The sequence below is a fragment of the Burkholderia stagnalis genome, assembly GCF_039848545.1.
Classification (GTDB): Bacteria; Pseudomonadota; Gammaproteobacteria; order Burkholderiales; family Burkholderiaceae; genus Burkholderia; species Burkholderia stagnalis.
Map to the genome: position 1 here is coordinate 1,826,095 of NZ_CP156685.1, position 21,380 is coordinate 1,847,474.

The 21,380-nt window shown below is 68.4% G+C and carries 15 protein-coding genes; 12 read left to right on the top strand and 3 right to left on the bottom strand.

What is annotated here, in order from left to right; all coding sequences use genetic code 11:
• The first annotated feature begins 99 nt into the window (after positions 1 to 99).
• The 4 genes from smc (at position 100) to def (ending at position 7,710) form a co-directional block, all read left to right on the top strand.
• The gene (gene smc / locus ABFO07_RS08625; protein WP_059984711.1) at positions 100 to 3,612 is read left to right on the top strand and encodes a chromosome segregation protein SMC; all 3,513 of its coding nucleotides are present in this window, start codon (positions 100 to 102) and stop codon (positions 3,610 to 3,612) included.
• Positions 3,613 to 3,697: 85 nt separating this feature from the next.
• Positions 3,698 to 4,945: a cell division protein ZipA C-terminal FtsZ-binding domain-containing protein gene (locus ABFO07_RS08630; protein WP_347468634.1), complete on the top strand. Its 1,248-nt coding sequence runs from the start codon at positions 3,698 to 3,700 to the stop codon at positions 4,943 to 4,945.
• Between the two features lie 162 nt (positions 4,946 to 5,107).
• Positions 5,108 to 7,183: an NAD-dependent DNA ligase LigA gene (gene ligA, locus ABFO07_RS08635; RefSeq protein WP_347468635.1), complete on the top strand. Its 2,076-nt coding sequence runs from the start codon at positions 5,108 to 5,110 to the stop codon at positions 7,181 to 7,183.
• Positions 7,180 to 7,710 carry a peptide deformylase gene (def, locus tag ABFO07_RS08640; RefSeq protein WP_059563473.1) on the top strand — a complete coding sequence of 177 codons (531 nt, stop codon included), beginning with the start codon at positions 7,180 to 7,182 and terminating at the stop codon, positions 7,708 to 7,710. Before ligA ends, def begins: the two co-directional genes overlap by 4 nt.
• Positions 7,711 to 7,821: 111 nt before the next feature.
• Here the strand turns inward: def and ABFO07_RS08645 are convergent, their stop codons facing one another.
• Genes ABFO07_RS08645 through map form a run of 3 tightly spaced genes read right to left on the bottom strand, consistent with a single transcriptional unit; the run spans position 7,822 to position 13,394 of the window.
• The gene (locus ABFO07_RS08645) at positions 7,822 to 9,924 is read right to left on the bottom strand and encodes a pseudouridine synthase (protein ID WP_347466910.1); all 2,103 of its coding nucleotides are present in this window, start codon (positions 9,922 to 9,924) and stop codon (positions 7,822 to 7,824) included.
• A 32-nt stretch (positions 9,925 to 9,956) separates the two neighbouring features.
• Complete coding sequence (locus ABFO07_RS08650) at positions 9,957 to 12,533, bottom strand: [protein-PII] uridylyltransferase (protein WP_060017001.1); 2,577 nt, start codon at positions 12,531 to 12,533, stop codon at positions 9,957 to 9,959.
• A 45-nt stretch (positions 12,534 to 12,578) separates the two neighbouring features.
• A complete protein-coding gene (gene map / locus ABFO07_RS08655; RefSeq protein WP_059563471.1) occupies positions 12,579 to 13,394 on the bottom strand; it encodes a type I methionyl aminopeptidase in 816 nt (271 codons plus the stop codon).
• Between the two features lie 377 nt (positions 13,395 to 13,771).
• On the opposite strand from map, the gene rpsB reads away from it, so the two are divergent.
• The 8 genes from rpsB to rseP all read left to right on the top strand — a co-directional run bounded on the left by rpsB (position 13,772) and on the right by rseP (position 21,341).
• A complete protein-coding gene (gene rpsB, locus ABFO07_RS08660; protein WP_059809605.1) occupies positions 13,772 to 14,515 on the top strand; it encodes a 30S ribosomal protein S2 in 744 nt (247 codons plus the stop codon).
• Positions 14,516 to 14,677: 162 nt separating this feature from the next.
• Positions 14,678 to 15,559, top strand: coding sequence for a translation elongation factor Ts (gene tsf, locus ABFO07_RS08665; protein WP_034188848.1), 882 nt, complete (start codon positions 14,678 to 14,680; stop codon positions 15,557 to 15,559).
• Positions 15,560 to 15,715: 156 nt separating this feature from the next.
• Positions 15,716 to 16,429, top strand: coding sequence for a UMP kinase (pyrH, locus tag ABFO07_RS08670; protein WP_026044643.1), 714 nt, complete (start codon positions 15,716 to 15,718; stop codon positions 16,427 to 16,429).
• A gap of 101 nt (positions 16,430 to 16,530) precedes the next feature.
• A complete protein-coding gene (gene frr, locus ABFO07_RS08675; protein ID WP_059563469.1) occupies positions 16,531 to 17,091 on the top strand; it encodes a ribosome recycling factor in 561 nt (186 codons plus the stop codon).
• 54 nt (positions 17,092 to 17,145) lie between these two features.
• Entirely contained in the window at positions 17,146 to 17,928 is a 783-nt protein-coding gene (gene uppS, locus ABFO07_RS08680) for a polyprenyl diphosphate synthase (protein WP_026044642.1), read from the top strand.
• Positions 17,922 to 18,746 carry a phosphatidate cytidylyltransferase gene (locus tag ABFO07_RS08685; RefSeq protein WP_059809604.1) on the top strand — a complete coding sequence of 275 codons (825 nt, stop codon included), beginning with the start codon at positions 17,922 to 17,924 and terminating at the stop codon, positions 18,744 to 18,746. The genes uppS and ABFO07_RS08685 overlap by 7 nt, the downstream gene beginning before the upstream one ends.
• Before the next feature lie 16 nt (positions 18,747 to 18,762).
• Positions 18,763 to 19,959 (top strand): 1-deoxy-D-xylulose-5-phosphate reductoisomerase, encoded by a 1,197-nt coding sequence (locus tag ABFO07_RS08690; RefSeq protein WP_059890609.1) that lies wholly within the window; start codon positions 18,763 to 18,765, stop codon positions 19,957 to 19,959.
• A gap of 11 nt (positions 19,960 to 19,970) precedes the next feature.
• A complete protein-coding gene (gene rseP / locus ABFO07_RS08695; RefSeq protein ID WP_059885170.1) occupies positions 19,971 to 21,341 on the top strand; it encodes an RIP metalloprotease RseP in 1,371 nt (456 codons plus the stop codon).
• The last annotated feature ends 39 nt before the right edge of the window (positions 21,342 to 21,380 follow it).

Here is a 21,380-nt window from a genome sequence, read left to right on the forward strand (position 1 = left end):
CCCGCTTTTGAATTCCGAGGCGCGCCGCGCGCATGGGCCGGCTGGTCCGGCGCGGCGTGTCGTCGTCCGTTTCACCCATTCTTCACATCCGATACCGCCGTGCGTCTGAGCTCGATCAAACTCGCTGGCTTCAAATCCTTCGTCGATCCCACGCATTTCCAGGTTCCGGGCCAGCTCGTCGGCGTCGTGGGCCCGAACGGTTGCGGCAAATCCAACATCATCGACGCCGTGCGCTGGGTGCTCGGCGAGTCGCGTGCCTCCGAGCTGCGCGGCGAATCGATGCAGGACGTGATCTTCAACGGCTCGACCGCCCGCAAGCCCGGCAGCCGGGCAAGCGTCGAACTGATCTTCGACAACTCCGACGGCCGCGCGGCCGGCCAGTGGGGCCAGTACGGCGAGATCGCCGTGAAGCGCGTGCTGACGCGCGACGGCACGTCGAGCTACTACATCAACAACCTGCCGGCGCGCCGCCGCGACATCCAGGACATCTTCCTCGGCACCGGCCTCGGGCCGCGTGCATACGCGATCATCGGGCAGGGCATGATCGCGCGGATCATCGAGGCCAAGCCCGAGGAGCTGCGCGTGTTCCTCGAGGAAGCCGCGGGCGTGTCGAAGTACAAGGAGCGCCGCCGCGAGACCGAGAACCGGCTGCACGACACGCGCGAGAACCTGACCCGCGTCGAGGACATCATCCGCGAGCTGTCGTCGAACCTCGAGAAGCTCGAGGGGCAGGCGGTCGTCGCGACCCGGTACAAGGAACTCGTCGCCGACGGCGAGGAGAAGCAGCGCCTGCTGTGGCTGCTGCGCAAGAACGAGGCCGCCGGCGAACAGCAGAAGCAGCAGCGCGCGATCGAGCAGGCGCAGATCGACCTGGAAGCGCAGACGGCCCGGCTGCGCGAGGTCGAGTCGCAGCTCGAGACGCTGCGCGTCGCGCACTACGCGGCGAGTGACGCGATGCAAGGCGCGCAGGGCTCGCTCTACGAGGCGAACGCCGAAGTCAGCCGGCTGGAAGCCGAGATCAAGTTCATCGTCGAATCGCGCAACCGCGTGCAGGCGCAGATCGCCGCGCTCAACGCGCAGCGCGAGCAGTGGCGCGCGCAGGCCGAGAAGGCGCAGGACGAGCTCGAGGAAGCCGAAGAGGCGCGCGCGATGGCCGACGAGAAGGCCGCGCTCGCCGAGGACGCCGCCGCGTCGAAGCACGATGCGCTGCCGGCGCTCGAGGCGAAATGGCGCGATGGGCAGGCGCAGCTCAACGACGAGCGCGCGCGGATCGCGCAAACCGAGCAGTCGCTGAAGCTCGAAGCCGCGCACCAGCGCAACGCCGACCAGCAGCTCCAGCAGCTGCAGCAGCGTCACGAGCGGCTGAAGGCGGAGGCCGGCGGCCTCGACGTGCCGGACGAAGCGCAGCTCGAGGAGCTGCGCATGCAGCTGGCCGAGCAGGAGGAAATCCTCGCCGAGGCGCAGGCGCGCCTCGCGGATGCGCAGGAGACGGTGCCGCGGCTCGACGCCGAGCGCCGCGCCGCGCACGAGCGCGTGCAGGCCGAAAGCGCGCAGATCCACCAGCTCGAGGCGCGCCTCGCGGCGCTCAAGCAGTTGCAGGAGAACGTGCAGACCGAGGGCAAGGTGCAGCCGTGGCTCGACAAGCACGAGCTCGGCGCGCTGCCGCGCCTGTGGAAGAAGCTGCACGTCGAGCCGGGCTGGGAAGCGGCGCTCGAGGCCGTGCTGCGCGAGCGGCTCGCCGCGCTCGAAGTGTCGAATCTCGACTGGGTGAAGGCGTTCGCGACCGATGCGCCGCCCGCGAAGCTCGCTTTCTACGCGCCGCCGGCGGCCGGCGAGCCGCCCGCGGCGGCGGCCGGGCTGCGCCCGGTGCTGTCGCTCGTGCGCATCGACGACGCAGGCATCCGCGCGGTGCTGAACGACTGGCTCGGCAACGTGTACGTCGCGGACGACGTCGCGCAGGCGCTCGCCACCCGCACGCAGCTGCCGGCCGGCGGCGCGTTCGTCGTGAAGGCCGGCCACATCGTCACGCGCGTCGGCGTGCAGTTGTACGCGGCCGATTCGGAGCAGGCCGGGATGCTGGCCCGCCAGCAGGAAATCGAGAACCTGACGCGCCAGGTGCGCGCACAGGCGCTGCTCGCCGACGACGCGCGCACGGCCGCCGTGCGGGCCGAAGCCGCACACACGCAGGCGACGCAGGCGCTCGGCGACGTGCGCGCGCAGGCCGAGCGCGCGACGCAGCGCGTGCACGCGCTTCAGATGGACGTGCTGAAGCTCGCGCAGGCGCACGAGCGATACACGCAGCGCAGCACGCAGATCCGCGAGGAACTCGAGGAGATCGGCGCGCAGATCGAGGAGCAGCGTGCGCTGCGCGCGGAGTCGGAAGCGAATTTCGAGCGCTTCGACGGCGAGCTCGCCGAGTTGCAGGCGCGCTTCGAGGACAACCAGCTGGCGTTCGAGGCGCTCGACGAGTCGCTGTCGCAGGCGCGCCAGGAAGCGCGCGACCTGGAGCGCGGCGCGAACGACGCGCGCTTCGCCGCGCGCAATGCGGCGACCCGGATCGACGAGCTCAAGCGCAGCATCCAGGTCGCGCACGAGCAGAGCGAACGCGTCGCCGCATCGCTGGAGGACGCGCGCGCCGAGCTCGAGACGATCAACGAGCAGACCGCGCACACGGGTTTGCAGGACGCGCTCGAGATCCGCGCGGTGAAGGAAGAGGCGCTGCAGGCCGCGCGCATCGAGCTCGACGACCTGACGTCGAAGCTGCGCGCGTCGGACGAGCAGCGCCTGGTGGCCGAGCGATCGCTGCAGCCGCTGCGCGACCGCATCACCGAGTTGCAGCTCAAGGAGCAGGCCGCGCGCCTGTCGGTCGAGCAGTTCGCCGAGCAGCTCGCGACGGCCGAGGTCGACGAGGCCGCGCTGCGCGAGAAGCTGACGCCGGACCTGAAGCCGTCGTACCTGCAGGGCGAGGTCACGCGGATCAACAATGCGATCAATGCGCTCGGCCCCGTGAACATGGCGGCGCTCGACGAGCTGAAGGCCGCGAGCGAGCGCAAGGTGTTCCTCGACGCGCAATCGGCCGACCTGACCGACGCGATCACGACGCTCGAGGACGCGATCCACAAGATCGACCAGGAAACCCGCACGCTGCTGCAGGGAACCTTCGACGAGGTCAACCGTCACTTCAGCGACCTGTTCCCGCGCCTGTTCGGCGGCGGCCAGGCGAAGCTGATCATGACGGGCGACGAGATTCTCGACGCCGGCGTGCAGGTGATGGCGCAGCCGCCCGGCAAGAAGAACGCGACGATCCATCTGCTGTCCGGCGGCGAGAAGGCGCTGACCGCGACCGCGCTGGTGTTCGCGATGTTCCAGCTGAACCCGGCGCCGTTCTGCCTGCTGGACGAGGTCGACGCGCCGCTCGACGACGCGAACACCGAGCGTTTCGCGAATCTCGTGCGCGCGATGTCGGACAAGACGCAGTTCCTGTTCATCTCGCACAACAAGATCGCGATGGAGATGGCGCAGCAGCTGATCGGCGTGACGATGCAGGAGCAGGGCGTGTCGCGGATCGTCGCGGTGGACATGGAAACCGCCGCGGGTTTTGCCCAGAATTGACGTTTGAAGAAACCGGACCGCGTTCGCGCGGCGCATGGGCGCCCGTTCGCGGTTCCGACGAAAAAGAATTGCTGATGGAGCGTGCATGGACGAGTTGACACTCGGATTGATCGGCGCAGGCGCGGTCGTGGTGGGCGGCGTCGTGGTCTACAACGCGTGGCAGGGCGCGAAGGTGCGGCGCAAGATGCCGCGTCCGATGCCGCAGGAAACGGCGGATGCGATGAACCGCCCCGAGCGCGACGATGAGCTGCCGTTCATCGAGCCGGTGCGTCAGCCGGCCCGCCGCGAGGCGGCGGCACCGGCCCCCGAGGCCGCAGCGGGCTCCGCGGCGTCGGCCGAGGCCGCGCGCGTCGAGCCGACCTTCGGCGGCGCGGCGCCGGCCGACATGCCGGCGGACCTGCAGGCCGAGGCGACCTCGGCCGACCTGCCGGCTGCGGAAGCGGTCGAGGAGACCACCGGCGCGAGCGAGCCGGCCGAGCCGGTGCTGCCGGCCGCGACGACGATTTCCGCGGCGCCGCCCGCGGTCGTCGACCGCCGGATCGACTGCATCGTGCCGATCCGCCTCGCGTCGCCGCTGCCGGGCGACAAGGTCCTGCCGGCCGCGCAGCGCCTGCGCCGCGCGGGCAGCAAGCCGGTGCACATCGAAGGCAAGCCGGAAGGCGGCGGCTGGGAGCTGCTGCAGAACGGCGTGCGCTACGAGGAGCTGCGCGCGGCCGCGCAGCTCGCGAACCGCGGCGGCCCGCTGAACGAGCTGGAGTTCTCGGAGTTCGTGACGGGCGTGCAGCAGTTCGCCGATGCGATCGACGGCGCGCCCGAATTCCCGGACATGATGGAAACGGTGTCGATGGCGCGCGAGCTCGACGGCTTCGCCGCGCAATGCGATGCGCAACTGTCGATCAACGTGATGTCGGACGGCGCGCCCTGGTCGGCCAACTACGTGCAGGCGGTTGCGTCGCAGGACGGCCTGCTGCTGTCGCGCGACGGCACGCGCTTCGTCAAGCTCGACGCGAAGCAGAATCCGGTGTTCATGCTGCAGTTCGGCGACACCAACTTCCTGCGCGACGACCTGACCTACAAGGGCGGCAACATGATCACGCTGGTGCTCGACGTGCCGGTGGCGGAAGAGGACATCCTGCCGTTCCGGCTGATGTGCGATTACGCGAAGTCGCTGTCCGAGCGGATCGGTGCGCGGGTCGTCGACGATTCGCGCCGGCCGCTGCCGGAATCGACGCTGCTCGCGATCGAGCAGCAGCTGATGAAGCTGTACGCGAAGCTCGAAGAGGCCGGTATTCCGGCGGGCTCCCCGGTGACGCGGCGGTTGTTCAGTCAGTAACGCGCATGAATTGCGCACGATCCGTGCACGGATCGTGCGCGGTCGACCGCCGAGTGAAGTGCTTTCCGACGATCAACCGGATCACCGTGAAAGCATGTGCCGAAGCCCCGGCGAACTGAGATAATTCGACATCCGACTGTCTCAGAAATAAACGCCGCCAGCATGGCCCGAACCCAAGCCGAACCGCCAGCCAGCCAGCCCGACGCGCGCGCCGCGTGGCTGCGCGATCAACTCGAGCGGGCGAACTACGCCTATTACGTGCTCGACCAGCCGGAACTGCCCGACGCCGAATACGACCGGCTGTTCCTCGAGCTGCAGCAGCTCGAAGCGGATCACCCCGAACTCGTGACGCCCGAATCGCCGACGCAGCGCGTCGGCGGCGAAGTCGCGAGCGGCTTCACGCCGGTCGTCCACGCGATGCCGATGCTGTCGCTCAACAACGGTTTCGCCGACGAGGACATCGTCGCGTTCGACAAGCGCGTCGCCGATGCGCTCGACAAGGACGTCGACCTCGCCGGCACCGTGACCGACCCGGTCGATTACGCGTGCGAACTCAAGTTCGACGGCCTCGCGATTTCGCTGCGCTACGAGCACGGCGTGTTCGTGCAGGCGGCGACGCGCGGCGACGGCACGACCGGCGAGGACGTGACGGAAAACGTCCGCACGATCCGCTCGATTCCGCTGAAGCTGAAGGGCAGCCACTTGCCTGCCGTGCTCGACGTGCGCGGCGAGGTGCTGATGTTCAAGCGCGATTTCGCACGCCTGAACGAACGCCAGCGCGCCGCGGAGCAGCGCGAGTTCGCGAATCCGCGCAACGCGGCGGCCGGCAGCCTGCGCCAGCTCGACCCGAAGATCACCGCGCAGCGCCCGCTGTCGTTCTTCGCATACGGGATCGGCGTGCTCGAAGGCGCGGCGATGCCCGAGACCCACAGCGCGCTGCTCGACTGGTACGAACAGCTCGGCCTGCCAGTGAACCGCGAGCGCGCGGTCGTGCGCGGCGCGGAAGGGCTGCTCGGATTCTTCCGCAAGGTCGGCGAGAAGCGCGACGCGCTGCCGTACGACATCGACGGCGTCGTCTACAAGGTGAACCGCCGCGACGAACAGGAGCGGCTCGGCTACGTGTCGCGCGCGCCGCGCTTCGCGCTGGCGCACAAGTTCCCCGCGCAGGAGGCGCTCACGACGCTCGTCGCGATCGACGTGCAGGTCGGGCGCACCGGCGCGATCACGCCGGTCGCGCGGCTCGAGCCGGTGTTCGTCGGCGGCGCGACGGTGACCAATGCGACGCTGCACAACGAAGACGAGGTCCGCCGCAAGGACATCCGCATCGGCGACACCGTGATCGTGCGGCGCGCGGGCGACGTGATCCCCGAGGTGGTCGGCGCGATCCTCGAGCGGCGGCCCGAACACGCGCCCGAGTTCGTGATGCCGACCGAATGCCCGGTGTGCGGCTCGCGCATCGAACGGCTGCCGGACGAGGCGATCGCGCGCTGCACGGGCGGCCTGTTCTGTCCGGCGCAGCGCAAGCAGGCGCTGTGGCATTTCGCGCAGCGGCGCGCGCTCGACATCGACGGCCTCGGCGAGAAGATCATCGACCAGCTCGTCGAGCAGAACCTCGTGCGCACGCCGGCCGACCTGTTCAACCTCGGCTTTGCGACGCTCGCGGAACTCGACCGGTTCGCCGAGAAGTCCGCGCAGAACCTGCTCGATTCGCTCGAGAAGGCCAAGCACACGACGCTCGCGCGCTTCATCTACGCGCTCGGCATCCGCCATGTCGGCGAATCGACCGCGAAGGATCTCGCGAAGCACTTCGGCTCGCTGGATCCGATCATGGATGCGTCGCTCGAGGCGCTGCTCGAAGTCAACGACGTCGGGCCGGTGGTCGCCGAATCGCTCCGCCAGTTCTTTGCCGAAGAGCACAACCGCACCGTGATCGAGCAGCTGCGTGCGCCCGGCAAGGTCACGTGGGCCGAAGGGCCGCCCGCGCCGAAGGCGCCGCAGGGCGTGCTCGCCGGCAAGACGGTCGTGCTGACCGGCACGCTGCCGACGCTCACGCGCGAGGCTGCAAAGGAAATGCTCGAGGCGGCCGGTGCGAAAGTCGCGGGCTCGGTTTCGAAGAAGACGGATTACGTCGTCGCGGGGGCGGACGCGGGCAGCAAGCTCGCGAAGGCCGAGGAACTCGGCATCCCCGTGCTGGACGAAGACGGTTTGCACCAACTCCTGGAGGGCCACGCGCCATGATTCGCGAGATTCTGAAGATGGGCGACCCGCGCCTGCTCGAAATTGCCGCGCCGGTCGAACAGTTCGACACGCCGGCGCTGCACGAGCTGGTCGCGGACATGTTCGAGACGATGCATCACGCGAACGGCGCCGGGCTGGCCGCGCCGCAGATCGGCGTCGGGCTGCAGGTCATCATCTTCGGCTTCGGCAACAACAATCGCTACCCCGAAGCGCCGCCCGTGCCGGAGACGGTGCTGATCAACCCGAAGCTCGAGTACCTGCCGCCGGACATGGAGGAGGGCTGGGAAGGCTGCCTGTCGGTGCCGGGCATGCGCGGTGTCGTCAGCCGCTACGCGAAGGTCCGCTACAGCGGCTTCGACCAGTTCGGCGAGCGGATCGACCGCGTCGCCGAAGGGTTCCATGCGCGCGTGGTCCAGCATGAATACGACCACCTGATCGGCAAGCTGTACCCGATGCGGATCACCGACTTCACGCGTTTCGGCTTCACCGAGGTGCTGTTCCCGGGGCTCGATGCGGCGGACGACTGACTGAGCCGGCGGCGCGCGGCATGCGCGCCGGAATGAGAAAAGCCCGCTGTCAGTTCATTCAAGCGGGCTTTTTCACGTCTGCCGGGGCGGGCGGCGCAGGCCGCCGCGCCATCAGAACGTCTCGTCGGCCGACAGGTAGCGCCACTGCCCCTGCGGCAGCGCGCCCAGCATCACGCGGCCCATCCGCACGCGCTTGAGGCCGATCACCTCGAGGCCGACCAGCTCGCACATGCGGCGGATCTGGCGCTTCTTGCCTTCGCGCAGCACGAAACGCAGCTGCTCGCCGTTCTGCCAGCTCACCATCGCCGGCTTCAGCGCGACGCCGTCGAGCTCGAGGCCATGGCGCAGCTTCGCGAGCGATTCCGCCGGGAGGTGCTGGTCGACGTCGAGCAGGTGCTCGCCGAAGCGCACGCGCACCAGATACTCCTTGTCGATGTCCGACTGCTCGCCGATCAGCTGCTTCGCGATCCGGCCGTTCTGCGTCAGCACGAGCAGGCCGGTCGAATCGATGTCGAGCCGGCCCGCCGGCGCGAGCGAGTGCAGATGCTGCGGCGAGAAGCGCTGCGCCGAGCGGTCGCCGCTCCAGTGATTCTCGCGCGTGATCAGCACGGCCGCGGGCTCGTAGCCGTCTTCCGCCTGGCCGGACACATAGCCGACCGGCTTGTGCAGCAGGATCGTCACCTGCGCCGCTTGTGCGGCACTCGCGCGTTCGTCGATCTCGATGCGCTGGTCGGCGCGCACCTTGGTGCCGAGCGTGTCGATGCGCTCGCCGTCGACCAGTACCCAACCCTTCTCGATCCATTCGTCGGCTTCGCGGCGTGAGCACAGGCCCAGCTCCGACATCCGCTTCGACAGGCGCACCAGGCCCGACTCGTCGCCGTAATCGACGTCGGCCGCGCGGCGCTTCACCGGTTGCGCGGCCTTGAAGCCCGCGCCGGACGACGGCCGCTCGGCGCCGCGAGGCTTGGCGGGGGCATCCGTGCGCCGCGCGCTGCGTTCGCCGTCGCGCGGCGCGCGGGCCGGCCGGTCGGACGACGTGCGGCGATCGCCGAAGCTGCGTTTCGTGCCTTCGCCGCCTGCCGTGTCGCGATAGGACGGGCGCTTGCCGCCTTCGGCGCCGGCGCTCGCGCGGCGCGGCCGCACATCGTCGTCGCCGCGGCGTGCCGGGCGTGCATCGGGGTTGCCGCGGCTGAACTTGCCGTCGGCGCCACGGCGCTCGCCGGCGGGTTTCGCGTCGGCGCTGCGGTACGGGCGCGATTCGCTGCGTTCGCCGCGTGCGGCGGGCTTGCCTTCAGCGCTGCGATACGGACGGCCTTCGCCACGTTCGGTGCGACCCGCGGGCTTCGCGTCTTTGTCGCGGTACGGGCGCGATTCGCTGCGTTCGCCGCGTGCGGCGGGTTTGCCTTCCGCGCTGCGATACGGGCGGCCTTCGCCACGTTCGGTGCGACCTGCGGGCTTCGCATCCTTGTCGCGGTACGGGCGCGATTCGCTGCGTTCGCCGCGTGCGGCGGGCTTGCCCTCTGCGCTGCGATACGGGCGGCCTTCGCCACGTTCGGTGCGACCTGCGGGCTTCGCATCCTTGTCGCGGTACGGGCGCGATTCGCTGCGCTCGCCGCGTGCGGCGGGCTTGCCCTCTGCGCTGCGATACGGGCGGCCTTCGCCACGTTCGGTGCGACCTGCGGGCTTCGCATCCTTGTCGCGGTACGGGCGCGATTCGCTGCGCTCGCCACGTGCGGCGGGCTTGCCCTCTGCGCTGCGATACGGGCGGCCTTCGCCACGTTCGGTGCGACCTGCGGGCTTCGAATCCTTGTCGCGGTACGGGCGCGATTCGCTGCGCTCGCCACGTGCGGCGGGCTTGCCTTCCGCGCTGCGATACGGGCGACCCTCACCGGGGCGGCCCGCGCCACGTTCGGTGCGGCCGACGGGCTTCGCATCGCCGCCGCGATAGGTCCGCTCAGTGCTGCCGTCGCGCGGCGGGCGTTTCGCCGGCGCGCGATCCGCGCCCGGGCGATCCGCGCCACTGGCGGCGCGCGGCTTGAACGCACGCTCGCCGGCGGCCGCCGGCGCAGGCGCCTTCTTCGGGCGGGCCGGCTTGGCGGCCGCATCCGGTGCAGCGGCGCGCACCGGCTTGCGGGCGACGAGGCTGCCGGAACGGACGGGGGCGCGGGTCGGCGACGCCGGCCGCGGATTCTTGACGGTCAATTTGGTGCGCATAAACGCTGGGATACTTTCGGACTCAGACTGTTTCAGACTGCGATCGCGCGCAGCAGCTCGGTTTCCACCTGGATCTGCAGACGGTTGTCGGACAGGCCGGCACCATCGAGCAGGAAGATGTCCTCGACGCGCTCGCCGAGCGTGTTGATCCGCGCCGCATGGACGCCGACCCGGTGCTCGGCCAGCACGCGCGCGATCGAATAAAGAAGGCCCGGCCGGTCGTTGGCGGACACGGACAGGATGTAGTACTGGCCGCGCTCGTCGGCCCGCAGGTCGACGCGCGGCGTGATCGGGAACGTGCGCGACAGCCGCGACAGCCGGCCCTTGGACGGCTCCGGCAGCGGCGCGGCCTCGGCGAGGCGCATCGCAAGCTGCTGCTCGACGAGGTTCGCGATGTCGCGATACTGCACGTCGCGCTCGGTCTGCGTGACGATGAAGTTGTCGAGCGCATAGCCGTGCCGCGTCGTGCTGACGCGCGCGTCGAGCACCGACAGCCCGTTGCGGTCGAAGTACGCGCAGATGCCTGCGAACAGGTCCGCGCGGTCCTTCACGTAGACGAGCACCTGCAGCGCATCGCCGACCGGCGACGGCCGCGCACGGACGATCGCGGTGTCGGCGTTCACGTGCCGGTACAGCACGCGGGTCTGCCACGCGATGTCGGCGGCGTCGTGGCGCAGGAAGAAGCCGACGTCGAGCTGATCCCACAGCGCGCGGTGCGCGTCGGTGGGCACGGTCTCGAGGCGCAGCAGCGCGAGCGCTTCCTCCTGGCGCGATTTCAGCTCGGAGTGCGCATCGGGCTGCGCGCCGCCGAGCACCGCGAGCGTCGCGCGGTACAGATCCTCGAGCAGCTTGCCCTTCCACGTGTTCCAGACTTTCGGGCTGGTGCCGCGGATGTCGGCGACCGTCAGCAGGTAGAGCGCCGTCAGCCGGCGCTCGCTGCCGACGAGCTCGGCGAAGCGCTTGATGACTTCCGGGTCGCTCGTGTCCTGCTTCTGAGCGACCTGGCTCATAGTCAGGTGATGCTGGACCAGCCAGACGATCAGCGCCGCATCGTCGCCGGCGACGCCGTGCTCGCGGCAGAAGCGCCGCGCGTCGGCCATGCCGAGCGTCGAGTGGTCGCCGCCGCGGCCTTTCGCGATGTCGTGGAACAGCGCGGCAACGTACAGCACCCACGGCCGCTCGAAGTTGCCGATCAGCTGGCTGCAGAACGGATATTCGTGCGCATGCTCGGCCACCGCGAAGCGGCGGATGTTGCGCAGCACCATCAGGATGTGCTGGTCGACCGTGTACACGTGGTACAGGTCATGCTGCATCTGGCCGACGATGCGGCGGAAGTTCAGCAGGTAGCGGCCCAGCACGCTCGTCTGGTTCATCAGCCGGAACGCGTGCGTGATGCCTTCGGGCTGCTGCAGGATCTGCATGAACGTGCGGCGGTTCTGCGGATCGCGGCGCCACACGTTGTTCATGACCTCGCGCGAGTTGTACAGCGCCCGCAGCGTGCGCGCCGACAGGCCCTTCACGCCGCGCGTCGTCTCGTAGAGCAGGAACGCCTCGAGGATCGCGTCCGGATGCCGCTCGAACACGTTGTCGTCGACGATCTCGAGCATCCCCTGTTTCTCGACGAAGCGGTCGGGCGACAGCACGCGGGTGATGCCGCTCGTCGCGGGGAACAGCTGCGCCTCGATGTTCTGGATCAGGATCGTCGCGAGCTGCGTAACGGCTTTCGCGGCCCAGTAATAGCGCCGCATCAGCTGCTCGCTCGCGCGCTTGGCCGGCGTCGGCCGGTAGCCGAAGCTTTCCGCCGCCTGGGTCTGCAGGTCGAACACGAGCATGTCCTGGCGGCGCCCGGCGATCACGTGCAGCCGCGCGCGCAGCGTCTTGAGGAAACCCTCGTTGCGGCGCAGCTCGCGCGCCTCGCGGTCGGTGATCAGGCCGCGCGTGTCGAGCTCGCGCCAGCTGCTGCCGAAGCCGGCCGCGCGGGCGATCCACAGGATCGTCTGCAGGTCGCGCAGCCCGCCCGGGCTTTCCTTCACGTTCGGCTCGAGGCTGTACGGCGTGTCCTGGCTTTTCGCGTGGCGCTGGCGCATCTCGAGCACCTTCGCGGTGAAGAATGCGCGGGCGTCGAGCGCCTCGTGGTAGCGCACCGTGAAGCGCTCGAACAGCGCCGTGCTGCCGACGATGCGGCGCGCTTCCAGCAGCGACGTCTGCACTGTGACATCCTGCGACGCCTCCTCGATGCATTGCTCGACCGTGCGCACGCTGCTGCCGATCTCGAGGCCGAGATCCCAGGCCATGCCGATGAAGCGCTCGATGCGCGCATCGAGCGCTTCGTCGTGCCCGTCGGGCAGCAGCACGAGGATGTCGACGTCGGAATACGGTGCGAGCTCGCCGCGCCCGTAGCCGCCGACGGCGACCAGCGCGAGGGTCGCGGGCAGCCTGCAGTCGTCCCAGATGAGCCGCAGCGCGTCGTCGGTGGCCCTCGACAGCGCGTGCATCAGCGACGCGACGTTGGTCGCGCTGCGAAAGCGCGCGAGCAGGTCGGCCTTGGCGGCCTTGAATTCGGCGCGCCGCGAGAGCGCTTCGGTCGAGGGGGCGGCGTGGGCGCTCATTGGCGGCGGCTCAGGTGCGGGCGGGGCGGGCAGGCGCGACGGCGCTCAGGCCGCCGGCGCCGGATGGGCGAACACCGGGCGGGCCGGGGAGCCCGCGGACACGGTCAACACGTCGTAGCCGGTATCGGTGACGAGCACGGTGTGTTCCCACTGCGCGGACAGGCTGCGGTCGCGGGTCTTGACGGTCCACTGGTCGGGCATCGTGCGGATGTCGCGCTTGCCGGCGTTGATCATCGGCTCGATCGTGAAGATCATGCCCGGCTTCAGTTCGACGCCGGTGCCCGGGCGGCCGTAGTGGACGACCTGCGGATCCTCGTGGAACACGGTGCCGATGCCGTGGCCGCAGTATTCGCGCACGACGCTGTAGCCCTGCGCTTCCGCGTGCTTCTGGATCGCGTAGCCGATGTCGCCGAGATGCGCGCCCGGCTTGACCTGGTCGATGCCGAGCCACATGCATTCGTAGGTGGTCTGCACGAGGCGCTTCGCGAGGATCGACCCTTCGCCGACGATGAACATCCGGCTCGTGTCGCCGAAGTAGCCTTCCTTGATCACGGTGACGTCGATATTGAGCGCGTCGCCGTTCTTGAGCACCTTGTCGCCCGGGATGCCGTGGCAGATCACGTCGTTGACGGAAATGCAGCACGACGCCGGATAGGGCGGGTAGCCGGGCGGCTGGTAGTTCAGCGTCGCGGGAACCGTGCCCTGCACGTTGACCATGTAGTCGTGGCAGAGGCGATCGAGTTCGGCCGTCGTGATGCCTGCGGCCACGTACGGGGTGAGGTAGTCGAGCACTTCGCTCGCCAGACGGCAGGCGACGCGCATCTGCGCGATATCGTGTTCGTTTTTGAGCGTAATAGCCATCGAGGTGTGCCTGGAAAGCGGTGAATTGACGAATTATCGCACCTTATGCCGGGCGTCGCAGCCCCTGGCGCCTGCGCGGATGCGGGTTTTTGCGGATTGCCGCACGGGCCGCCGGCCCGCCGGCAAAGTGCCGCGCGACTTGAGGGCGGACACTTTCGCATGCTATACTCTTTGGCTAAGTCGGCACTCAAATACCATTCATGCCCCAAGCTGGGGCGGTGTTTGCGGTGACGGCTGGCGGCACGGGCATTTCGCGCGTGCCAAATCGCAAGCCGGCGCAACCAGGGTGCCGGCCGCGCGGAGCGGCAGCCTTTCGGGGCACGTTCGCGCGGCGGTACGGCGGCCGGCTTAAGACCCAACCCTCGTGGAGAATTTACATGGCAGTTACGATGCGCCAAATGCTGGAAGCGGGTGTCCACTTCGGTCACCAGACCCGTTTCTGGAACCCGAAGATGGCACCGTTCATTTTCGGTCACCGCAACAAGATTCACATCATCAACCTCGAAAAGACGCTGCCGATGTTCACGGACGCACAGAAGTACGTGCGTCAGCTGGCAGCGAACCGCGGCACCATCCTGTTCGTCGGCACGAAGCGCCAGTCGCGCGACACGATCGCCCAGGAAGCGCAGCGCGCGGGCATGCCGTACGTCAACGCACGCTGGCTCGGCGGCATGATGACCAACTTCAAGACGCTGAAGGTTTCGATCAAGCGCCTGAAGGACATGGAAGCGGCGGTCGAGGCGGGTGAGCTCGAGAAGATGAGCAAGAAGGAAGCGCTGCTGTTCGAACGCGAAATCGCGAAGCTGCAGAAGTCGATCGGCGGCGTGAAGGACATGGGCGGCATTCCGGACGCAATTTTCGTCGTCGACGTCGGCTACCACAAGATCGCCGTCACGGAAGCGAACAAGCTGGGCGTGCCGGTCATCGCAGTGGTCGATACGAACCACTCGCCGGAAGGTGTGGACTACGTGATCCCGGGTAACGACGACTCGAGCAAGGCCGTCGCGCTGTACGCGGAAGGCGTGGCCGACGCGATCCTGGAAGGCCGTGCGAACGCGGTCAACGAAGTGGTCCAGGCAGTGCGTGGCGGCGACGACGAGTACGTCGAGGAAAACGCGTAACTGGCCCCGAGCCGGCGCAAGAAGGGGGCTCTCAACAGGCCCCCTTTTTTTAAGCTTGTGCGCCGGACCTGATCGCGCCGCGTTGGCGCGGGTCCGGAAACGAATCTCGGCCGTTCGCGTCCAAGCGGGCGGCGTTGTGAATACAGACTCAAGGAGCGAATGATGGCGGCAATTACCGCAAGCATGGTGGCAGAACTGCGCGCAAAGACCGACGCACCGATGATGGAGTGCAAGAAGGCGCTGACGGAAGCCGACGGCGACCTGGCCAAGGCTGAAGAGCTGCTGCGCGTCAAGCTCGGCAACAAGGCGAGCAAGGCGGCATCGCGCGTGACGGCCGAAGGCGTCGTCGCATCGTTCGTCGGCGGCAACGCTGGCGCGCTCGTCGAACTGAACTGCGAAACCGACTTCGTCGCGAAGAACGACGACTTCCTCGCATTCTCGAAGACCGTCGCCGAACTCGTCGCGACGCAGAACCCGGCCGACGTGGCCGCGCTGTCGGCGCTGCCGCTCGACGGCTCGACGGTCGACGCAGTGCGTCTGGCACTGATCGGCAAGATCGGCGAGAACGTTTCGATCCGCCGTTTCGTCCGCTTCGAAACCGCGAACAAGATCGCAACGTACCTGCACGGCGCGCGCATCGGCGTGATCGTCGAGTACACGGGTGCGGAAGAGCAGGTCGGCAAGGACGTCGCGATGCACATCGCGGCAATGAAGCCGGTCGCGCTGTCGTCGGCTGACGTGCCGGCGGAACTGATCGAAACGGAACGCCGCGTGGCCGAGCAGAAGGCTGCGGAATCGGGCAAGCCGGCCGAGATCGTCGCGAAGATGGTCGACGGCAGCGTCCAGAAGTACCTGAAGGAAGTGTCGCTGCTGAACCAGACGTTCGTGAAGAACGACAAGCAGACGATCGAGCAGATGCTGAAGGCGGCGAATGCTGCAGTGCAGAAGTTCGCGCTGTTCGTCGTCGGCGAAGGCATCGAGAAGCGTCAGGACGACTTCGCCGCCGAAGTGGCCGCGCAAGTCGCAGCAGCAAAGCAGCAGTAAGCAGTCCAGCAGCATCCGCGGCGGGCGTCCGCTCCCGCCGCGGCCGGCGCCGCCGCCGGCCGGCCGGAACCCCGGCCAGGCCGGCGGCGCTTGCCCGAATCAGTATTTCGCCCCTACAGTTCGTGGTTGTCATCCTCTCGTCGCTCGGAAGCCCCTATGCCCAATGCCTATAAACGCGTCCTCCTCAAACTCTCCGGCGAAGCGCTGATGGGCGACGATGCCTTCGGCATCAATCGCGCGACGATCGAACGGATGGTGGCCGATATCGCCGAAGTCGTGCGTCTCGGCACGCAGCTCGCGGTGGTGATCGGCGGCGGCAATATTTTCCGCGGTGTCGCGGGTGGCGCGGCGGGCATGGACCGCGCGACGGCCGACTACATGGGGATGCTGGCGACGATGATGAACGCGCTGGCGCTGCAGGATGCGATGCGCCACGCCGGCATCGAGGCGCGCGTGCAGTCCGCGCTGCGGATGGATCAGGTCGTCGAGCCGTACATCCGCCCCCGCGCGATCCGCCAGCTCGAGGAAGGCCGCGTGGTGATCTTCGCGGCCGGCACCGGCAACCCGTTCTTCACGACGGATACGGCCGCCGCGCTGCGCGGCTCCGAAGTGGGCGCGGAGGTGGTGCTGAAGGCGACGAAGGTCGACGGCGTGTATTCGGCCGACCCGAAGAAGGATCCGTCCGCCACGCGCTACACGACGATCACGTTCGACGAGGCGATCAGCCGCAACCTGCAGGTGATGGACGCGACCGCGTTCGCGCTGTGCCGCGACCAGAAGCTGCCGATTCGCGTGTTTTCGATCAACAAGCCGGGTGCGCTCAAGCGCATCGTGCTGGGTGAGGACGAGGGGACGCTCGTCCACGTGTAAACTCCCGCGGATGCGGGCGACCGATTGCGGGTGTCGGCGCGGCGCCGCTGCGCAGGTGCAGCGCCCGCGTTCATTGAAGGTTTGAAGGTTCGGAGGTTGAAATGAGTGTCGCTGATGTCAAGAAGGGCGTAGAGCAGAAGATGCAGCGCTCGATCGAAGCGTTCAAGAACGATCTGGCGAAGATCCGCACGGGCCGTGCGCACACGGGCCTGCTCGATCACGTGCAGGTCGACTACTACGGCTCGATGGTGCCGATCTCGCAGGTGGCCAACCTGACGCTCGTCGACGCGCGCACGATCGGCGTGCAGCCGTGGGAAAAGAACATGGTCGCGAAGGTCGAGAAGGCGATCCGCGAAGCCGACCTCGGCCTGAACCCGGCAACCGCCGGCGACCTGATCCGCGTGCCGATGCCGGCGCTGACGGAAGAGCGCCGCCGCGAGCTGACGAAGGTCGTCAAGAGCGAAGGCGAAACGGCCAAGGTCGCGATCCGCAACCTGCGCCGCGACGCGAACGAGCAGTTGAAGAAGCTCGTGAAGGACAAGGAAATCTCGGAAGACGACGAGCGCCGTGCAGGCGACGACGTGCAGAAGCTGACCGACAAGCACGTGGCTGAAGTCGACAAGCTCGTGCAGAGCAAGGAAGCGGAGATCATGACGGTCTGACGACCGTCGTTCTCGCGTGCCGCCTTCTGTTTCCGCATTCCTGTCTCAACGGCCATGACCTATACCAGCTCTACCGTTCGCGTGCCTGACGTCGGCGTCGTGCCGCGTCATATCGCGATCATCATGGACGGCAATGGCCGTTGGGCGACCGAACGCCGCTTGCCTCGCGTGGCGGGGCACACCCGCGGCGTCGACGCGGTGCGCGCGGTGGTCGAAGGCTGCGCGCGCGCCGGCGTCGAATACCTGACGCTGTTCGCGTTCAGCTCGGAGAACTGGCGGCGGCCGAACGACGAAGTGTCGTTCCTGATGCGGCTGTTCATCACCGCGCTCGAGCGCGAGGTCGGCAAGCTGCATGCCAACGGGATCCGCCTGCGCGTCGTCGGCGATCTCGACCGTTTCGAACCGCGCATCCAGGCGTTGATCCGCCGCGCGGAAACCAAGACGGCGCGCAACACGCGCCTCACGCTCACCATCGCCGCGAACTACGGCGGCCGGTGGGACATCCTGCAGGCGACCCGCAAGCTCGTCGAGCAGGCTGCGCGCGAGGGCCGCGAGGTGGAGGTCAGCGAGGACAGCTTCGCGCCCCATCTGGCGATGGCCTACGCGCCGGAACCCGATCTCTTCATCCGCACCGGCGGCGAACAGCGGATCAGCAACTTCCTGCTGTGGCAGCTCGCCTACACCGAATTCTATTTCACCGATACCTTCTGGCCGGACTTCGACGGCGCGGCGCTGGCCGCCGCGCTGGCGTCGTACACCGATCGCGAGCGCCGCTTCGGGCGCACGAGCGCGCAACTCGAACCGCAGTCCCAGAACGCCGATTCCCTTTCATGCTGAAAACCCGTGTGATCACGGCGGTGGTGTTGCTGGCGGTGCTGCTGCCGGTCACGCTGTTCGCGCCGTTGGGCGCGTTCGGCGCGCTGATCGGCGTCGTGCTGGTATTTGCCGCCTGGGAATGGGCGCGCCTGCTGAAGCTCGGCGGCGCCGGCCCGGTCGTCTATGCGATCGTCGCGGCACTGGCGCTGCTCGCGACCACGCGGCTCGGCATCGGCGAAACCTCATCCCGCCCCCTTTTTGCCGCGGCCGGCGTGTTCTGGCTGCTGGTCGGCCCGTTCGTGCTGTGGCGCAAGCCCGTGCTCGCCGGCGGCGTGTGGCGGCCGTTCCTGCTGGCGGCCGGCCTGGTGATCTTCGCCGCCTGCTGGCACGCGCTGGTGGCCGCGCGCGCGCAGGGCGTGCCGTTCGTGCTGTCGCTGCTGCTCGTGGTCTGGCTGGCCGATATCGGCGCATACTTTGCGGGCAAGGCCTTCGGCAAGCGTAAACTGGCGCTCTCGATCAGCCCCGGGAAGACCTGGGAAGGGGCCGCGGGCGGCTGGCTTGCCGTGATGGTCGTCGCGAGCGTCGCGATGGCCGCGCACCTGTTCGAGCCGACCCTTTTTTCTGCCTTTGCCGCGCAGTTCGGCGGACCGGGCGCCTGGGCGGCGTTGACGCTGCTCGTCGCGTACAGCGTGATCGGCGACCTGTTCGAATCGCTGCTGAAGCGCCAGGCCGGCGTGAAGGATTCGAGCGGACTGCTGCCGGGGCACGGCGGCGTGCTCGACCGCGTCGACGCGCTCCTGCCCGTGCTGCCGCTCGCGATGCTGCTGTTTCACGGTTAATACCTACACTTCTGTTATGCAAAAACGCCTGACATTGCTCGGTTCGACGGGCTCGATCGGAGACAGTACGCTCGACGTGGTCGCGCGCCATCCCGACCGCTTTTCGGTCTACGCGCTGACCGCGCACCGCAATGGCGACAAGCTGGTCGCCCAGTGCCTGCGCTTCGCGCCCGAGATCGCGGTGGTCGGCGACGCGCAAACGGCCGCGCAGGTCGAGGCGCAGTTGCGCGCGGCCGGCAGCAAGACCGAGGTGGCCTACGGGCCGCAGGCGCTCGTCGACGTGTCGAAGAGCGACCGCTGCGACACCGTCGTCGCGGCGATCGTCGGCGCGGCCGGCCTCGCGCCGAGCCTCGCGGCCGCGCGCGCCGGCAAGCGCATCCTGCTCGCGAACAAGGAATCGCTCGTGATGTCGGGCGCGATCTTCATGGACGCGGTGCGCGACCACGGCGCGATCCTGCTGCCGGTCGACAGCGAGCACAACGCGATCTTCCAGTGCATGCCGCGCGACGCGGCCGAGCACGGCGGGATCGCGAAGATCATCCTGACCGCGTCGGGCGGCCCGTTCCGCACCCGCGAGCCGGCGACGCTCGTCGACGTGACGCCGGACGAGGCGTGCAAGCATCCGAACTGGGTGATGGGGCGCAAGATCTCGGTCGATTCCGCGACCATGATGAACAAGGGCCTCGAGGTGATCGAGGCGCACTGGATCTTCGGGCTGCCGGGCGACCGGATCGACGTGCTGATCCATCCGCAGAGCGTGATCCATTCGCTCGTGTCGTACCGTGACGGCTCGGTGCTCGCGCAGCTCGGCAATCCCGACATGCGCACGCCGATCGCGCACGCGCTCGCGTATCCGGATCGCGTCGATGCGGGCGTCGAGCAGCTCGACCTCGTGCAGATCGCGCAGCTGTCGTTCGAGAAGCCCGATTACGCGCGCTTTCCGTGCCTCGCGCTGGCGGTCAAGGCGCTGGCCGAAGGCGGCATCGCGAGCGCCGCGTTGAACGCGGCCAACGAAGTCGCGGTCGAAGCGTTTCTCGAGCGCCGGATCGGCTTCATGGCGATCGCGGCCACGGTCGACGCGGTGCTCAACGCACTGCCGAACCGCACGCCCGACGGGCTCGATGACGTCATCGCGGCGGATGCCGAGGCGCGCCGCCTCGCCGCCGCGTTCATTTCGAAAGCGCCTGCGCCGAGCGTGGAGCGCACTGCCTGAATGAGGTGCTCATGAACGTGCTGGTCGAACTGATCGCGTTTGCGGTGGCGATCGGCGTGCTGGTCGTCGTGCATGAGTACGGTCATTACCGCGTCGCGCGCTGGTGCGGCGTGAAGGTGCTGCGGTTCTCGATCGGCTTCGGCCAGCCGATCGCGCGCTGGGTCAGCAAGAAGACCGGGACCGAGTGGACGCTGGCCGCGCTGCCGCTCGGCGGCTACGTGAAGATGCTCGACGAGCGCGAGCCGGGCCCCGGCGTGAAGCCGGAGGAGCTCGGGCAGGCGTTCAATCGACAGTCGGTCGGCAAGCGCATCGCGATCGTCGCGGCCGGGCCGATTGCCAACTTCCTGTTGGCAATCGTGCTGTTCGCCGCGGTTTTTGCGACCGGCGTGACCGAGCCCGCAGCGATCATCGCGCCGCCGGCGGCCGGCACCGTCGCGGCCCGGGCCGGCTTCGACGGCAACGAAACGATCGTGTCGATCCGCGACGCGCAGGGCGGCGACGCGCAGGCCGTGCGGTCCTGGTCGGATCTGCGCTGGAAGCTCCTCGCGGCGGCGTTCGATCACCGGGAGGTCGTGCTCGGCGCGCGCGACGGCGGCTCGACCTACGATTTCCGCGTCGACCTGCGGCAGATCGACGAAGGCGCGATCGACGACGATTTCATGGCGCGGCTGGGTTTCGAGACGGGCGGCGGCACGCTGTCGGTCGCATCGGTCCAGCCCGGCAGCGCGGCGCAGCAGGCGGGCCTGAAGCCCGGCGACAAGCTGCTGGCGATCGACGGCGAGCGGGTCGGCGGCGCGTCGCGCTTCATCGACGCGGTCAAGCACCATGCAGGCAAGCCGCTCGCGCTGAAGATCGAGCGCGGCGGCGCCGCGCAGACGGTCACGATCGTGCCGCAGGCGCAGCGCGACGAGGAGACCGGGCAGCAGGTCGGCCGCATCGGCGCGGCGCTGTCGATGCATACGCCGGGCGTCGACGTGCGTTATGGCCCGATCGACAGCCTGAAGCTCGGCGCGCACCGGACGTGGGACATCGCGGTGTACTCGCTGCGGATGTTCGGGCGGATGATCACCGGCGATGCGTCGCTGAAGAACCTGTCCGGCCCCGTGACGATCGCCGACTATGCGGGCAAGAGCGCCCGGCTCGGCCCGTCGGCGTTCCTGTCGTTCCTCGCCCTTGTCAGCATTAGCCTTGGCGTACTGAACTTGTTGCCGATTCCCGTTTTGGACGGGGGTCATCTGTTATATTATCTGGTTGAAGCCGCGACCGGGAAAGCCGTTTCGGAGCGCTGGCAACTGATTCTGCAAAGAGCCGGGTTGATCTGCATCGTCGCATTGTCGGCGATCGCGCTGTTCAACGATCTGGCTCGGTTAATCCATTTTTGAAGCGTCAGGTGGCGCCCGCCGGGCAGCCGCCTGATTTGA

Bases quoted from the DNA above. Each gene is read 5' to 3' on its own strand.
- ABFO07_RS08645 (WP_347466910.1), bottom strand. From the start codon at position 9,924: ATGCGCACCAAATTGACCGTCAAGAATCCGCGGCCGGCGTCGCCGACC.
- pyrH (WP_026044643.1), top strand. From the start codon at position 15,716: ATGCCCAATGCCTATAAACGCGTCCTCCTCAAACTCTCCGGCGAAGCG.
- uppS (WP_026044642.1), top strand. From the start codon at position 17,146: ATGACCTATACCAGCTCTACCGTTCGCGTGCCTGACGTCGGCGTCGTG.
- rseP (WP_059885170.1), top strand. From the start codon at position 19,971: ATGAACGTGCTGGTCGAACTGATCGCGTTTGCGGTGGCGATCGGCGTG.
- rpsB (WP_059809605.1), top strand. From the start codon at position 13,772: ATGGCAGTTACGATGCGCCAAATGCTGGAAGCGGGTGTCCACTTCGGT.
- ABFO07_RS08630 (WP_347468634.1), top strand. From the start codon at position 3,698: ATGGACGAGTTGACACTCGGATTGATCGGCGCAGGCGCGGTCGTGGTG.
- ABFO07_RS08650 (WP_060017001.1), bottom strand. From the start codon at position 12,533: ATGAGCGCCCACGCCGCCCCCTCGACCGAAGCGCTCTCGCGGCGCGCC.
- map (WP_059563471.1), bottom strand. From the start codon at position 13,394: ATGGCTATTACGCTCAAAAACGAACACGATATCGCGCAGATGCGCGTC.
- tsf (WP_034188848.1), top strand. From the start codon at position 14,678: ATGGCGGCAATTACCGCAAGCATGGTGGCAGAACTGCGCGCAAAGACC.
- ABFO07_RS08685 (WP_059809604.1), top strand. From the start codon at position 17,922: ATGCTGAAAACCCGTGTGATCACGGCGGTGGTGTTGCTGGCGGTGCTG.
- frr (WP_059563469.1), top strand. From the start codon at position 16,531: ATGAGTGTCGCTGATGTCAAGAAGGGCGTAGAGCAGAAGATGCAGCGC.
- ligA (WP_347468635.1), top strand. From the start codon at position 5,108: ATGGCCCGAACCCAAGCCGAACCGCCAGCCAGCCAGCCCGACGCGCGC.
- def (WP_059563473.1), top strand. From the start codon at position 7,180: ATGATTCGCGAGATTCTGAAGATGGGCGACCCGCGCCTGCTCGAAATT.
- ABFO07_RS08690 (WP_059890609.1), top strand. From the start codon at position 18,763: ATGCAAAAACGCCTGACATTGCTCGGTTCGACGGGCTCGATCGGAGAC.